This is a genomic window from Bacteroidia bacterium (genome assembly GCA_041391665.1).
In the GTDB taxonomy this organism is placed as follows: domain Bacteria; phylum Bacteroidota; class Bacteroidia; order J057; family J057; genus JAGQVA01.
The window spans coordinates 717557-732550 of the sequence record JAWKNO010000001.1 but is presented as its reverse complement, the minus strand read 5'-3'; the positions used below and the strand labels follow the sequence as shown (position 1 = coordinate 732550).

At 45.3% G+C, this 14994-nt stretch carries 13 protein-coding genes; 5 read left to right on the top strand and 8 right to left on the bottom strand.

Annotation, left to right across the window (positions count from 1 at the left end; translation table 11 throughout):
• Positions 1-15: 15 nt before the first annotated feature.
• Positions 16-396, bottom strand: a complete 381-nt coding sequence (locus R3D00_02975; protein MEZ4772118.1) for a hypothetical protein — start codon at positions 394-396, stop codon at positions 16-18.
• A gap of 289 nt (positions 397-685) precedes the next feature.
• Entirely contained in the window at positions 686-2596 is a 1911-nt protein-coding gene (gene dxs, locus R3D00_02970) for a 1-deoxy-D-xylulose-5-phosphate synthase (GenBank protein ID MEZ4772117.1), read from the bottom strand.
• A gap of 656 nt (positions 2597-3252) precedes the next feature.
• Between dxs and R3D00_02965 the strand changes: the two genes are divergently transcribed.
• The 5 genes from R3D00_02965 to R3D00_02945 are packed head-to-tail and all read left to right on the top strand — an operon-like array spanning position 3253 to position 7856.
• Positions 3253-4146 (top strand): hypothetical protein, encoded by an 894-nt coding sequence (locus tag R3D00_02965; GenBank protein MEZ4772116.1) that lies wholly within the window; start codon positions 3253-3255, stop codon positions 4144-4146.
• A 28-nt stretch (positions 4147-4174) separates the two neighbouring features.
• Complete coding sequence (locus R3D00_02960; GenBank protein MEZ4772115.1) at positions 4175-4969, top strand: MbnP family protein; 795 nt, start codon at positions 4175-4177, stop codon at positions 4967-4969.
• On the top strand, positions 4969-5982 hold the full coding sequence (locus R3D00_02955; GenBank protein ID MEZ4772114.1) for a cytochrome c peroxidase: 1014 nt from the start codon (positions 4969-4971) through the stop codon (positions 5980-5982). The genes R3D00_02960 and R3D00_02955 overlap by 1 nt, the downstream gene beginning before the upstream one ends.
• Positions 5983-5994: 12 nt before the next feature.
• Positions 5995-6819, top strand: coding sequence for an MbnP family protein (locus R3D00_02950; protein ID MEZ4772113.1), 825 nt, complete (start codon positions 5995-5997; stop codon positions 6817-6819).
• A gap of 11 nt (positions 6820-6830) precedes the next feature.
• Positions 6831-7856 carry a cytochrome c peroxidase gene (locus tag R3D00_02945; protein MEZ4772112.1) on the top strand — a complete coding sequence of 342 codons (1026 nt, stop codon included), beginning with the start codon at positions 6831-6833 and terminating at the stop codon, positions 7854-7856.
• Positions 7857-7858: 2 nt separating this feature from the next.
• On the opposite strand, the gene R3D00_02940 is transcribed toward R3D00_02945, so the two are convergent.
• From R3D00_02940 to R3D00_02915, 6 genes are read right to left on the bottom strand one after another with little or no spacing between them, the layout of a single operon-like run.
• A complete protein-coding gene (locus R3D00_02940; protein ID MEZ4772111.1) occupies positions 7859-10639 on the bottom strand; it encodes a 2-oxoglutarate dehydrogenase E1 component in 2781 nt (926 codons plus the stop codon).
• A gap of 57 nt (positions 10640-10696) precedes the next feature.
• Positions 10697-11335 carry a hypothetical protein gene (locus R3D00_02935; GenBank protein ID MEZ4772110.1) on the bottom strand — a complete coding sequence of 213 codons (639 nt, stop codon included), beginning with the start codon at positions 11333-11335 and terminating at the stop codon, positions 10697-10699.
• Positions 11336-11375: 40 nt separating this feature from the next.
• Positions 11376-11843: a TlpA disulfide reductase family protein gene (locus tag R3D00_02930; protein MEZ4772109.1), complete on the bottom strand. Its 468-nt coding sequence runs from the start codon at positions 11841-11843 to the stop codon at positions 11376-11378.
• 8 nt (positions 11844-11851) lie between these two features.
• A complete protein-coding gene (locus tag R3D00_02925) occupies positions 11852-12355 on the bottom strand; it encodes a PAS domain-containing protein (protein MEZ4772108.1) in 504 nt (167 codons plus the stop codon).
• Positions 12356-12364: 9 nt separating this feature from the next.
• Entirely contained in the window at positions 12365-14110 is a 1746-nt protein-coding gene (locus R3D00_02920; protein ID MEZ4772107.1) for a M14 family metallopeptidase, read from the bottom strand.
• Positions 14111-14133: 23 nt separating this feature from the next.
• Entirely contained in the window at positions 14134-14973 is an 840-nt protein-coding gene (locus tag R3D00_02915; GenBank protein MEZ4772106.1) for a DUF3592 domain-containing protein, read from the bottom strand.
• Positions 14974-14994 lie beyond the last annotated feature (21 nt).

Here is a 14994-nt window from a genome sequence, read left to right as displayed (position 1 = left end):
GGAAATAAATAAATATTAGTTACCGCCCTCTCCGCCTGTTCCACCCTGATTGGTGTCGCCTTCCCGGTCTTCTTCTCCGTCAGCTGCGCTGAGAAACACTCTGGTGACACCGAGCGAACCATCTTCTGACAAACCACCAATCGCGCTGACTTCTACAAGCTGGACATCAATATACGCGGATGGGTTAAGTCCTGAAAAATGAAAAACATAATCCTTAAAGCCAAAATGCATTTGTCCTTCTACCTCTACAACGGGAAAAGTCAGGACTTTATTGATTCCAACTGTCTCGTCAAGTACCGGCAGCACATCGACGCCGGAGGGGAGTGTAAAAACCACATCGAGGCGGTAACCAGACTCAGTTTTTTCGAGATGAAGATAGGGTTTGTTCGTAATCATGTTCTAGTTCGTTTTAACGTTTAGGAAAAGTATATGCATCAAATCTCGCACATACTCAAACGCCATGTACCTCCGGATTCGGAGCAGATTACAACGGAAAGTGGCAGCGCCTGGCATATGTTTTCCTAAATGCTTATTTTAAATACACCAATAAACACATTGATGTAAACTAGGAATAAAAATTCATTTTACCAACTTTCTGGTAAAATTTATTCACAAAACCCTCTAAATGCAATCAGGGGAAAAACCCTGAAGCTTTTCCCCTGATTATTAAACATATAACAAAGCCTTAGGCCTTTTGGGCAACAGACGAAAGCGCTTCTACTTTAGCGATTATGGCTGCGGCATCGTATTCACATTCTGCCCACAATTCGGGCTGGCTTCCGTGGTCAACAAATCTGTCGGGCATTCCCATACGGAAAAGCCTCGAATCATATCCATGATCTGCCATAAACTCAAGTACCGCCGACCCGAATCCGCCCTGAATACAGCCATCTTCGACGGTGATTACTTTTTTGTAGTTTCCAAAAACTTCATGAAGCATCGCTTCATCCAATGGCTTCACATACCGCATATCGTAATGCGCGGGGAACAACCCTCTCGTATTTAATTCTGTGATTGCCTCCTGAACAAAGTTTCCGGGATGCCCAATAGACAGAATCGCGATTTCTTCTCCATCATTCAGTTTTCGGCCTTTACCTGGCGCAACATATTCCATCGGGGTGCGCCATTCGGGCATTACCCCCTCACCTCTTGGATATCGGATAGAAAATGGTCCTTCTTGCCACACCGAAGCAGTGTACATCAGGTTTCGCAGCTCCGCTTCGTTCATCGGTGCAGAAATGACCATATTCGGGACACAGCGAAAATAGGCCATATCAAATGCACCATGATGGGTAGCACCATCAGAGCCTGCAATTCCCCCCCGGTCCAGGCAAAAGACTACCGGCAATTTTTGCAAAGCCACATCGTGAATCACCTGATCGTAAGCCCGCTGCATAAAAGACGAATAGATATTACAGAAAGGTTTCATTCCCTGAGTGGCAAGCCCTGCGGAGAATGTAACGGCATGTTGTTCGGCAATGCCCACATCAAATGCCCGGTCGGGCATTTCTTTCATCATATATTTCAGGCTGCATCCGCTGGGCATAGCAGGGGTGATGCCCATGATTTTTTCATTCTTCTCAGCCAGTTCAATAATCGTATGGCCAAAAACATCCTGGTATTTAGGAGGCTGTGGCTCAGTTTTTACAGATTTAACGATCTCTCCGGTGATTTTATCAAACAGTCCGGGCGCATGCCACTTCGTCTGGTCCTTTTCAGCCAGTTCGTACCCTTTCCCTTTTACAGTTATACAATGCAACAACTTTGGCCCTTTTATGTCCTTCAGGTCGTTTAATACCCGCACCAGATGATTGATATCATGTCCATCTATAGGGCCGAAATACCGGAAGCCCAGTGCTTCAAACAGCATCCCGGGGGTCGTAGCAGCGGTAAGGCCGACTTCGAGCTTACGGGCAATCGAACGAGCCTTAGGCCCTACTTTATCGAGTTTACCCAACAGTTTCCAAAGCTCATCCCGAAGTTTATTATAGGTATGAGAAGCTGTGATATCCGTAAGGTATTCCTTAAGAGCACCGACATTGGGGTCGATAGACATATTGTTGTCGTTGAGCACAACAAGCATATCCGCTTTTTCCCAGCCGCCATGATTTAAGGCTTCAAAAGCCATACCGCCGGTCATGGCGCCATCTCCAATTACAGCAACAATATTGCGATCTTCTTTTTTGTAAGTTTTTGCTACGGCCATTCCTACCGCTGCTGATATAGACGTAGAAGAATGACCTACGCCAAACGTATCGTATTCGGACTCTGTCCTTTTGGGAAAACCCGACACACCTTTATATACCCGGTTGGTATGAAAATTTTCTCTTCGCCCGGTGATTACTTTATGCCCGTAGGCCTGATGCCCGACATCCCATACAATTTGATCATGAGGTGTGTCAAATACATAATGTAATGCTGTGGTAAGCTCTACAACGCCCAGACTTGCGCCAAAATGCCCGCCATTAACAGAAACCGTGGAAATAAGAAAGTCGCGCAACTCAACACAAAACGCATACAGTTCTTCGGGCTTCAGTTTTCGCAGGTCTGAAGGCTCATTCACCTGAGCAAGGAGTTTTCCGGGCTCTACTTTGATCATGGGATCGTTTGTTTAGATAAATATGGAAAAGGCCATTGAATAACTTACAAAAGGGGCAAATTGTTACACAATTGCCAAAATTAACGGAATTCTATATGATTTCCGAATCAATTCCACAAGTGGAATAGCTAAACTTGACAGAAATAGTACATGATTTTTGTCATTTTTTTTGTCAGTTTTTGTTTTTAGGTTTGGGGTAATATAAATGTATAAGGTAAAAAAAATACAATCGGTCATCGCTATCATTGGCCTGATATGTGTCCTGAGTTTACAATTCAGGCTGGTTTTTCCTTATGTAGATTACTCCCTTCACAAAGAATATATTCAAAAGGTTCTCTGTATTAATAAATCACGTCCGGAGCTTCATTGTAACGGTAAATGTGTGTTAGCGCAACGAATCCAAAAAGAGTTGGATGCAGAGAACGCTTCAGTTCCTACGATTCCACAACCTGTAAAGGTCAAAGTTCAGCCTCTGGAAATTATAGACAAAGCTTTATGTGTGGTTTTCCTGATGGAAAAATTCTCTATTGCGAAATTCGTCAATCCTGAAAGGGCTGTCTCCCAGTATGTACCCGCTGTAATTTGCCCCCCTCCTCAGCGCAAAGCCTGATCATATTGGTTTTCAGGTTTTCCATTTATTAATCTTTATCACAATGAGGAGAAAATTGTCCTTATTTGCTTTTATCCTCTTTTGGGGATATGGGCAGGTTTGGGGTTGCGACGTTTGTGGTTGTGCCGCTTCGGGTGGCATGATGGGTATGATGTCCAACTACAAAAGTAATTTTGTCAGCTTTGGCTGGCGTTATTCCCGCTTTTATGCTTCAGAAAATCTCGACGGAGGCCTGGATTATTTCCAGCAGGCTGATGTAAGAGTTGGCTTAAGACTGAACAAAAGGCTTCAAATACAGGCAATTTTGCCTTACAACCTCAATACGCATATCGCAGATGAGGGAAAAAGCCATTATAAAGGTCCGGGCGATAGCTGGGCAATGGTCGAGTTTACCGCTTTTCAATCCAAAGACAGCACAAAATTTCCTTTACGTCACTTCCTCTCGTTGGGTACGGGCATTAAAACGCCAACCGGAAAATTTGACCTGGAAAATCAGGAAAACCCTATGCCCGCCAATTTCCAAATGGGTAGCGGTAGCTGGGATTATCTGCTACATGTATTCTACAATGTCAGATTTCACGAATGGGGCCTGAGCATGGACATATCCGGCCGAATCAACACACTCAATGCACAACAATATCGTTTTGGAGACCAATTGGCGGGGACCATTTACCTATCCTGGCTGCTACAGTCTTCCCGGGCGAGTATTATGCCTTTTGCCGGTGTGTATCATGAACAACTGGGCAGAAATGTCCACAAAAATGTTTACCAATCTGGTACAGGAGGAACGGGAACCTACGCCACCCTGGGGGTAGAGGCGCAGATGAAAAGATGGGGAATACGAACCACTTACACCCCACATTTGTCTTCAACCTACGCCGAAGGAGAAATTAGCGGCGGAAACCGTTTAAGTGCCAGCCTGAGTTTTTTATTCTGAGTTTTTAACCCTTTTAGAACCTACTTCAATGAAAAATATAAGCATCTTCAAAATCGCCCTTACGGTTATTGCATTAATCGCCCTTACTTTCTCAAGCGGATGTAAAGAAAAAGGCTGTACAGATCCACTGGCTGCCAATTATAACCCCGATGCAAAAGAAAGCGATGGAAACTGTGTTTTCCCCAATCTTGTCCTCCACTTCCATTCGTTAATCGGTGATGAGGTTTTTTCTTATAATACCGTTTATACTATTAATAATGTCGCTGTAACCTTCACCACCGCGCAGTTTTATGTATCGGGAATACAGGTGGGAGGAGATGGGGTTTTTGATACAAACCCGGATAAATATCTTCTGGTAAAGGCAAACCAGTCAGTGTATGAAGTCGGAGAAATAACAACCGGTCACAAACATATGCTGATGTTTAATGTAGGCGTGGACTCGCTTGCCAACCATGCAGATCCTACTACCTATGCTGCCGAACATCCGCTCGCTCCGCAAAATCCAACCATGCATTGGAACTGGAACAGCGGGTATATTTTTATCCGTATCGAAGGCCAGGTTGACACAAATGCCGACGGTACCCCCGATGACCTCATGGAGTTGCATATTGGTACGGATGCAAAGTTGGCGCCTGTAATGCTCACAGCAGCTAAGGAAGTTGCCGCCGAAGAAGAGGAAATTCATATGCAAGTAGATTTTGCGAAACTGTTTACCGGCATAGACCTGGCTACTGAAAGAATCACTCACACTGGAGACGATCCCGGACTGGCTGCTAAACTGGTGGCTAATGTACCTTCGATCTTCACTGTAGAAGATGAATAATGAAAAAGGTGGGAGTCATATATGCCTTTCTGGCCATTATTTCCTGCCATACTCCGGTGGAAGAAATACCGGTGGACAAACCCTATGCACTGGGTTTGCCCGCCGGTTTTCCCATGCCGGAAATTCCCGCTGACAATGTCCTGACTGAATCACGGGTACAACTTGGCAAACTTCTTTTTTACGATCCGGCCCTTTCGCTAGATTCGACCATATCGTGCGGAACCTGCCATCAGGCTGCATCCGGTTTTGCTGATCATTTTCCTATATCAATAGGGATTGAAGGGCGAATCGGGATGCGAAACTCGCCGACACTTACCAACGTGGCCTATCAGCCTTATTTTTTTGCGGAAGGCGGCAGCCCAAGTCTGGAATTGCAGGCACTCGGCCCCATCGAAAATCATGTAGAAATGGACATGAATGCAGCCGAACTGGCAAAAAGGTTAAAAGACGATCCGTTTTATACACCATTGGCACAAAAAGCTTACGGAAGAGACATGGATCTGTATGTGCTTGTCAGAGCCATTGCAAGTTTTGAACGCACGCTGATCAGTGGCCATTCTCCTTATGACCAATATGCATTTGAGCATAAACCCGAAGCGCTGAGTGAATCAGAAAAAAGGGGGATGGCTTTGTTTTTCAGTGAAAAAACCGGATGCAGCAATTGCCACAGCGGATTTAATTTCACCAACTACACATTTGAAAATAACGGGCTTTACCAAACTTTTACAGATGAAGGCAGATACAGAATTACCCTTGAACCATCAGATATCGGAAAATTCAAGGTACCTACGCTCCGCAATATTGCCCTTACCGCGCCCTACATGCACGACGGAAGCCTATCAACGCTTGAAGATGTAGTGTCTCACTACATTAACGGTGGAAAAAACCACCCAAATCAAAGCAAATTCGTAAAACCAATACAACTAAGCGACATTGAAAAAAATGAACTGATTGATTTTTTGAACGCGCTGACGGACCCTGAGTTTGTAAACAATCAGGCATTCATACCTTAATACCTTACCAAAATGTTGAAAAAAATAAATATCATTTTTGCTTCAGCAATCATTGGGCTGCTGACTTTGTCTCTGACATCTTGCAGAGAAAAACCCATTGAGGCTGGAAGCTTTGAGCTGGCATTTGTTCCTACTGTCAATGGGGAAAGAATCGAACAAGGCGTTCCTGTACTCAATATTAATGGTCGCCATTACCGGATAGACTTTTTCCTGATGTACGTGGCCGATATTACTCTGGTCAAAGAAAACGGAGAGGAAACGCTGCTCTCTGAAATCAATCTATACGACCTGGTTTCAGGAGGGGAAGCCCGGCATACGACAGCTGAGAATGCCGCTTTCAAAACTTTTGATATGGTGGACGTAGGGGCTTACCGCGGGGTAAAGTTTGGCATAGGCGTACCCGACCGGCTGAATACTGATCCGGCATCTTACCCTGTCAACCACCCGCTGAGTGTGGGCAGTTCGATGTACTGGTCATGGCGCACGGGTTATAAATTTTTATCACTGGAAGGTTTTATCGACCAAAGTCCTGACAATAATGGCACATTGCTCGATCTGCCGCTGGCCTATCACACGGGGAAAGATTCTATCAATTCGCCCAATGTCATTTATCGGGAAATTTCTTTTCTCGACAATGACAATGCGTTTACCATTCAGTCAGGCCAAACCGTTCACTTCAATATCGAGCTCGACGTCAACCGTATGTTTTACAATGATACGGATACGCTTGACATGGTCAGATTTAACATCTCCCATAGCGTACCGGGCGAACAGTTTGATATATCCAGAACCATCACTGACAATCTGGTTACAGGCGGCTTACACAAAATGCCTTAAGTATTCACATTATGGTATTTCCGAAAAAAATATCGATCCTTCTTATGGTCGCAGGCGGATGGCTGATTTCAGGCTGCGATCTCCCGTTGGTTGACCCGGTGCCAGAAGACTACGAGCTGGTTGTACCTGCGCATTTTCCGGAGCCGCCTATCCCGGCAGATAATCCACTGACTGTCAACAAGGTTGCATTGGGGAAGAAACTGTTTTTTGACCCCATACTTTCTTTGGACAGTACCATTTCCTGCGGAAGTTGTCATGCACCGCATAAAGCATTCTCCGATTCTGTATTTCTCAGCCGGGGAGTGGAGGGGAGATTGGGATTGCGCAACGCCATGCCGCTGATCAACCTGGTTTACAGCACGAAGTTTTTTTGGGACGGGGCAAATCCGAGCCTGGAGGAACAGGCCATTCATCCAATCATTAATCCACTGGAAATGGCCTCAAAGCCGGAATTTTTTATTCCTAAACTGGAGCGCCATCCGGAGTACCCTGCATTGTTTCAGGAAGCTACCGGGGGGCCGCCTACCACGCAGGCAGTAGTGGACGCACTTGCGTGTTTTGAGCGGACATTGCTCAGTACGAATTCGAGGTATGACAAATATGTAGAAGGAGATTCTACGGCGTTAACACCGCAGGAACTTCACGGCCTGACGCTTTTCAATAGTGAGCTGGGCGAGTGTTTTCACTGCCATTCTGGTTATAACTTTACGGACGGCACTTTTCAAAACAATGGCCTGTATGAAAACTATGGTGATCTTGGAAGAATGGAAGTCACCGGAAGTTATTGGGACGAGGGAAAGTTTAAGGTACCGACCCTTCGGAACATTGAATTTACCGGGCCTTATATGCACGATGGAAGCCTGGCCACTCTCGAAGATGTGATGAACCACTATGCCAGCGGGGGGAAAAATCACCGCAACAAAAACATATTCATCAACAACATCACCCTTACTGAACAAGACAAACAAGATCTCATCGCCTTCATGAAAGCACTTAGCGATGAGACCTTTATTCAGAATCCGGAGTTTAAGCCGTAAGCTTATTTGGCTGCGACTTTTGCTCTGGATTTAGCGGTAGATACCAGATCAAATGATTCTGTTACAATATCGGCCTGCTCTGCCGCGTGTTTTTTATATGAACCACTTGCAGGGCTTGGACCCGGTTTGCGTCCGATATATCGAACGTCTGTTTCCGTGATTACCCTAAGGATATAGTTCCACGGCCCCATGTTTCGCGGCTCTTCCTGCACCCAGCAAAACTCTGCCTGAGGATATTTGGCTATAATTTCACGAAGCTGCCTTTCGGGCAGTGGATAAAGTTGTTCCAGTCTGACAATGGCGATATCCTTGCGCTGATCTTCCTGCTGCTTTTCGAGAAGGTCATAATATACTTTCCCGGAGCAACATAGTATGCGTTTTACACTTGCGGGGTCCACATAGTTATCGTCAATCACTTCGCGGAAACGGCCGCCTTCTGCAAAATCATCCAGCGAGCTTACACACTGCGGATAGCGAAGCAGCTTTTTGGGTGTAAACACGATAAGCGGAATACGGAATTCGCGGTGAAGCTGGCGACGGAGCAGGTGGAAGAAGTTGGCAGGAGTCGTAATATTCGTCACCTGCATATTCTTTCTGGCGCAGAGCTCCAGATAACGTTCGATTCTGGCAGAAGAGTGTTCCGGCCCCTGACCTTCAAAACCGTGAGGGAGGTATTGAATCAGTCCGCTCATGCGCTGCCATTTGGATTCAGCACTGGATATATACTGATCCATCATGATTTGTGCGCCATTGGCAAAATCGCCAAATTGTGCCTCCCAGATTACCACATTGTTGGGGTTGGTAATCGAATAACCATATTCAAACCCGAGAACGCCATATTCTGAAAGGAGAGAGTTATAGGCAATAAATGGTGCCTGGTCCTTCGAGAGGTGATTCAACGGGATATAGTCTTGTTCTGCATCTTCACTTACAATGACCGCATGACGATGAGAGAACGTGCCCCTGCGGCAATCCTGGCCACTAAGGCGAACGGGAAAACCTTCGATCAGAAGCGTCCCGTATGCCATCAACTCACCCAATGCCCAGTCCAGTTTATCATCTTCTACCATTTTCATCCGGTCGGCGAAAAGCTTGACAATTTTGCTGTGTGCTTTAAAGTCAGCGGGGATTTGGTGAAGTTTTTCAAGAATGGCTTTGAGTTTTCCTTTATCTACACCGGTTGCCGGTGAGGGCAGCTCGAAATCTTCTTTATTGGGTCGGCGGATACCGTTCCAGGTTCCATCGAGATAAGGAGTGGGCGTAAGATATTCTTTTGCCTGAGACTCTTCCAGTTCAGCCTGAAGCTGTGCTTTAAACTCTTTTTCCAGCGCTTTGGCCATATTGGCTTCCACCTTGGTGGAGTGGAGCAATTTCTGGAAATAGATTTCTCTTGGGTCAGGATGATTCCGGATAATTTTATACAACAGGGGCTGTGTAAAACTCGGCTCGTCGGCTTCATTATGTCCGTGGCGGCGATAACAGAGCAGATCGATAAACACATCGCGTTTGAAGGTCTGCCGGAATTCCATCGCCAGTTCTACCGCAAATATCAGTGCCTCTACATCATCGCCATTTACATGGAATACCGGCGACTGTATGACTTTCGCTACGTCTGTACAATAGGTACTGGATCTGGCATCGATATAGTTGGTAGTAAAACCCACCTGATTGTTGATGACGATATGAACGGTTCCTCCGGTTTTATAACCTTCGAGTTGGGACATTTGGCTGACTTCATAGACGATACCCTGAGCGGCTACGGCAGCATCCCCATGAATCAGGATGGCAGCCAGTTTATTATAGTCGCCATGGTACTTGCGGTCAATTTTTGCCCTGGCAGAACCCTGGACAACGGGGTTTACCGTCTCAAGATGTGAAGGGTTGGGCATAAGGCTCAGGTGAACAGATTTCTTAGAACTGGTTTCAACGTCCGAAGAAAATCCCAGGTGATATTTCACATCCCCCTGAAAGACGGAGTCTTTATGTTCTTTCCCTTCAAATTCAGAGAAAATTTCGTCGTACTCTTTTTTCAGGATATTGGCGAGCACATTGAGGCGTCCACGGTGCGCCATACCGATTACAAATTCCTCCAGGCCGAGTTCTGAACCCTTTTCAATCACCGCGTCCATGGCGGGGATCAGAGACTCAGCACCTTCAAGGGAAAATCTTTTTTGGCCGACAAATTTAGTACCCAGAAATTTCTCAAAAATCACCGCTTTGTTGAGCATACTCAGCAGGTGTTTCTTTTTAGCGATATCGAAGGAAGGTTTGTTGCGGGTTGACTCCATCCGCTCTTCCAGCCATTTGATCATTTCAGGGTTGCGAACATATTTGTATTCCGCACCGATCGACTGGCAATAGGTATCCTGCAGGAGTTTTATGATATCCCGAAGTTTGGCCGGGCCGAGGCCGACGTCTGTTCCTGCCTGAAAGACAGTATCGAGGTCGGAATCAGAAAGGCCAAAATTCTCAATATCGAGGGTTGGCGAATATTTACGGCGCTCGCGAACCGGATTCGTTTTCGTAAAGAGGTGTCCCCTGATGCGGTAGTCATTGATCAGGTTGAGCACATTGATCTCTTTCAATCCGCTCGCATCAATTACCCCTGAAGAAGGTCTGATTTCGACAGGCTCATCTCCGTAATTGGTTCTTGCGAAGTCAAACCCTTCAAAAAATCTTTTCCACTCCTGCGAAACGGATTCAGGATCATTTTGAAATGACCGGTATAACTGGTCCACAAATTCGGGAGTCGTATTACTTAAAAATGACAATTGATCAGCCATTATTCGTCCTTTGTATGTATGATATATAACAAAATTAAGCAAAAAAAATCCAAAGTCTTATCTTGTCTTCTGGTTCAATCCGGCAATCATACGGCAGGAATGAAACATTTGTGTCGCCTGAAACTGCGAAAAGGATTTATCTACAGGAGTTGTCAGCCTGTAATTGATATTGCCTTCATATAAATAGTCCACATGATAAACCGCTTTTCCCTCTTTTTCCATTTCTACAAGGAGCCCGTTTTCACCATTGATCAGCCATCGGCTGAATTTCAGACCATCGGGGCCATCTTCCCAGTATTTACGCATTTGTGGAAGAGACGATGCGGTTTCTTTCACAATCAGTTGAAATCCGCCTTCCTGCGCGTAGATTAATATACCATCTGTACCTTTGGCAGTAGCAATCGTATATCCATCCGGAAGGTTCATGGCAAATTCCAGGCCGGAATTGACTGGTTTGCTTTGTACCAGATTGCTAATCTTCTGCTCTTCCTGCACGGGATCAGGCACAGCAGGTTCCAGACGAGCGACCTCTGCTTCGGCAGGAGTTTGCCGTTCATTTTGTTGTACATGTTGCAGGTCAGGGCTGACTGACTGATTTTTTTCTGAAGACTTGGTTTCACTGGCTTCAGAAGAACGATCGCAACTCTGGCTGAAAATCAGTCCGAAAAGGACAAGGCAAAAGGTAATATACCGCATAACATACCGGTTTGGTTAAAGACCGGTAAATTTAAGGAATTCATGGGACTGATTGGAGAAAAGAAAGAGATTCTTTACTCCCCCAATCGATACTTCCATTAATTGCCTTTACGACGTTGCCTTTGCTGTCGATGATATAAGTTTGTGGAATAGAAAATATGCCTAAAGACTTGAGCGGATCGTTGAGGCGAAGAAACTCAAACCCATAGTTGTGGCTTTCTTTAAATGACTGGATCCGATCCCAGGGCTCGTCAGATAGCGCAATAAATACAAAATCATGGTCTTCCAGCCCGGCGCGGGCGACTTCCATTGACGGCATTTCGGCACGACAGGGGCCACACCAGGTCGCCCATAGATTTACCAGTAATCGCTTTCCTTTATACTGAGATAAATCCACCGCCTGCCCATTCAGATCACTTACGGATATATTTTCCCATTGAATATCGCCCGGGTTTTTGCAGGAACTTAAAAATAAAGGCAAGAGAGCCAGATAGATCAAAATTCTCATTTTACCAATCATTCGTTTACAATTTCTGCGAACATAATCAGACCGCCCACCTGATTGTTTTCATCATACCATGGAGTGATGATCCAGTCAATATACAGCGAATACCCATTACGGGTGTGGTAAATATCCTTTTCACAGGACTCAATCACACCTTTAAGGCAACGTCGGTGAACATCTTTCCAACGCTGAGGTACGTCGGGGAAAATATCATAATGGTTTTTACCGATTATATCCGGGTCTGTGATTTTATAGTCTTTGATATATTTTTGACTGGCAAGGAGGTAGTTCATGTTATTATCAAACATAGCTACTGACACCGGCAGATGCCTGACAAAATAGCCAAACCAGCCTTTCATCATATGCGGCAATTCCGCCAACTCCCGAAGACGGGTTTTGGTACCCGACAGCTCTTTTTCAAGATCGGCAATTTTCTTTCGGGCTTCGGTGAGTTCCTGTGCTATATCCATACAGATCAGTGAGTGATAGAAAAAACGGGCCTGAGTCCGGTTCAAAAACTTTGTTTAATGTGGTAATGGTGTAGTTCCATTCCAACGGGTAACAGGGTAGCGGTTGTACGTCTTTTCAGCATAAACAGATCGTTTGTAAATAAAATTTAGCTGAAGGCCTGCATTAGACGCAAAAACGGAGTCCCTGGCCTTTTCTTCTTCAAACGATTCCCTGATCTGCGGGTTTTCCTTTAGAATTTTTTCTGCTTCTTCTTCAAAAACATAGTCAGAAAAATATTCCTTCTGCATAAGAATGCCATCAAAAAAATTCCACACAAAAAAGGCATCCTGTGATTCCGGCTCCAGCACATGTACGATATAGGGATTGCGCGTCTGGTTTACATATACGACCTTGTCTCCGGCGTAATACTGAATCACTTCCTGCTCCTTTTTTATTTCAACCTGCGAATGGGGATAATGCCCTTCGTAGGCTCTTTCTGCTGTTTTATAACCCGAAATATAGGAAACCTCTACCGGCAGGGCAGTATCTTTTTTCAGGTCATACATTTCTACCCGATTGATTTTCAGATTTTCAATTACCTGGGTCCAGGCCTGTGGAATGATATACGCAACGGGTTTTGCAATGGTCTTCACAGCCTCATATTTATAAAAAAAGGGAACCGTTTTTTTATAGGGAGATGATCGGTCGTAGTACAGTCTTTGTTGGCCGGTAACCATACTGGGTTTGAAACGCGCCTCAAATCCTTCAAAAACCAATGGCCGCGAAACACCCGGATCGTGTTTCCACATTATGTCAAAGTTTGTTTGAATTTTTGCCTTTTCTCTGGCTGTATGGATGATATCTCCGATATTCTGATAGTCAGCATGTATCTGGGAGAGGGTTCCTTCAAGAAAAGTATAGGTTGCTTCTACCCTGTCAGCAAAAGGTTTCAGCATATGCGCTTCAGAAATGAATGACATAGTCTGAAAAAGCGAAGCATACCCCGAAGAGTATCTGGGGAGATCAAGAAATGCTGCAAACCCTTTGTCGGGAGATTGACCAAATACATTTACGTAAGGGCAAATTTTGATGGAATGGCTATTCATATGATTTTCGAGGGAAGGGATCATTTTCTCAGTCATATAAGCAGCGATTCCGGGATCAGCCTTGCCGGGAAGGGTGGCGAGGTAGGTCAGGACAGCCTGATAATCAGCGCCATTGGTGGTGTGAGTATCGACCAAAACGTCGGGTTGCCAGGTGTGGAAAATGTTTGCGAAGGCCCGGGCATTGCGGCTGTCAGACTTGATAAAGTCACGGTTGAGGTCGAGATTTTTGGCATTTCCCCGGAAGCCATAGGCCTCGGGGCCTTCCTGATTGGCCCGGCTGCAACAGCCGCGGTTGAGTGCGCCACCGATATTGTACACCGGAATGATTGCCACAACTACATGGTCAAGCATCTTTTTCATTTCCGGGCGCGTGACAAGGTCGCGGGCCAGCATCATAGAAGCATCAATACCGCAGGGTTCTCCCGCATGGATCCCGTTGTTGATCAAAAAAATTCGTTTACCCGTCTTCCTGATTTTTTCCGGATCAAACACCTTATCGCGGGAAATAACCACAAGGTTGAGCGGCTTTCCCACATCGGTCAGTCCGTATTCCAGCATCGCAACTTCGCCAAAGGCCTTGTCGAGTTGGTGGTAATAGTGGATAGCTTCTTCATAAGTCGCCGATTGTGTCTTTTGGCTTCGCTCAAAAGGCGTGGTGAAGTCTTGAGCAGATGTTGTAATCAGCGAAATCAATAATAGGGTAAACATTCTCATAGGCAACTCTTTGGGCAGCGAAGCTACAATACATATCGGATCAGATAAAAGCCCCCATGAATAATAATGCTTACCAATGGAAGGATCAGGTTTAAATAACTGGTAATTCGCAGGGGGCGGAAAGATCCGTCAGGATTGATTTTTGGTGCGGAAGGAATGGTATCATACATCGTCGCATAAGAAGGGTCATTGGGCGCATAGATCAGTCGCTCTGTTTCTTCATCTTCTAATAGAGATTGAATATGTGTTTTTCCGGTAGCTTCATAAGTTCTGCCATCGTGCGCTTCAAAGCTAAATGTGTACTTATACACCGTCCGATCATTGATTTTTACATTGGTAGGTTCTTTGTTTATCAGCTTTCCTCTCGCAAATCGTCCATTCACCAGAAGATCTATCGATTTCATATTTTGACGGAAGCTGTGAAGAATAAAACCCAGCCCTACCAGAGGAAAAATTATGACAAAAATCGTTTCCCACCCAAATAAAGAACTGCGGGAATCGGCCATCCGCGACTCACCCGGCTGATCGGGGTTATATTCAATAGAAACATTTTGACCTTCCCGAAAAGATCGCCCGGTAGTGTAAGCAGTACCGGTATATACTTCTCCGTTTACATTATATTCATAAGTATATTCATACACATCCGTATTATTTACTTCGGCATCGGTATCATCCAGCTTTACCACGGTACCTGTAGTCGGGTCCCAGTCCCCATAAGCAAACAGGTCGATGATCTCCGAATTCATAAAGAATATCCAGAAAAATATCATCCCAAATCCGAAAAATATCCACCCAAACTGGGCGTCAAAACCACTAGACAAGATGGCAAGGCGGGAAAGTATCGGAAGATTTCTTTGAGGCATAGCTACAAACGACTGATTTCA

Excerpts from the sequence above, each read along its gene's own strand:
- R3D00_02975 (MEZ4772118.1), bottom strand. The coding sequence starts at position 396 with ATGATTACGAACAAACCCTATCTTCATCTCGAAAAAACTGAGTCTGGT.
- R3D00_02965 (MEZ4772116.1), top strand. The coding sequence starts at position 3,253 with ATGAGGAGAAAATTGTCCTTATTTGCTTTTATCCTCTTTTGGGGATAT.
- R3D00_02960 (MEZ4772115.1), top strand. The coding sequence starts at position 4,175 with ATGAAAAATATAAGCATCTTCAAAATCGCCCTTACGGTTATTGCATTA.
- R3D00_02955 (MEZ4772114.1), top strand. The coding sequence starts at position 4,969 with ATGAAAAAGGTGGGAGTCATATATGCCTTTCTGGCCATTATTTCCTGC.
- R3D00_02950 (MEZ4772113.1), top strand. The coding sequence starts at position 5,995 with ATGTTGAAAAAAATAAATATCATTTTTGCTTCAGCAATCATTGGGCTG.
- R3D00_02945 (MEZ4772112.1), top strand. The coding sequence starts at position 6,831 with ATGGTATTTCCGAAAAAAATATCGATCCTTCTTATGGTCGCAGGCGGA.
- R3D00_02940 (MEZ4772111.1), bottom strand. The coding sequence starts at position 10,639 with ATGGCTGATCAATTGTCATTTTTAAGTAATACGACTCCCGAATTTGTG.
- R3D00_02935 (MEZ4772110.1), bottom strand. The coding sequence starts at position 11,335 with ATGCGGTATATTACCTTTTGCCTTGTCCTTTTCGGACTGATTTTCAGC.
- R3D00_02930 (MEZ4772109.1), bottom strand. The coding sequence starts at position 11,843 with ATGAGAATTTTGATCTATCTGGCTCTCTTGCCTTTATTTTTAAGTTCC.
- R3D00_02920 (MEZ4772107.1), bottom strand. The coding sequence starts at position 14,110 with ATGAGAATGTTTACCCTATTATTGATTTCGCTGATTACAACATCTGCT.
- R3D00_02915 (MEZ4772106.1), bottom strand. The coding sequence starts at position 14,973 with ATGCCTCAAAGAAATCTTCCGATACTTTCCCGCCTTGCCATCTTGTCT.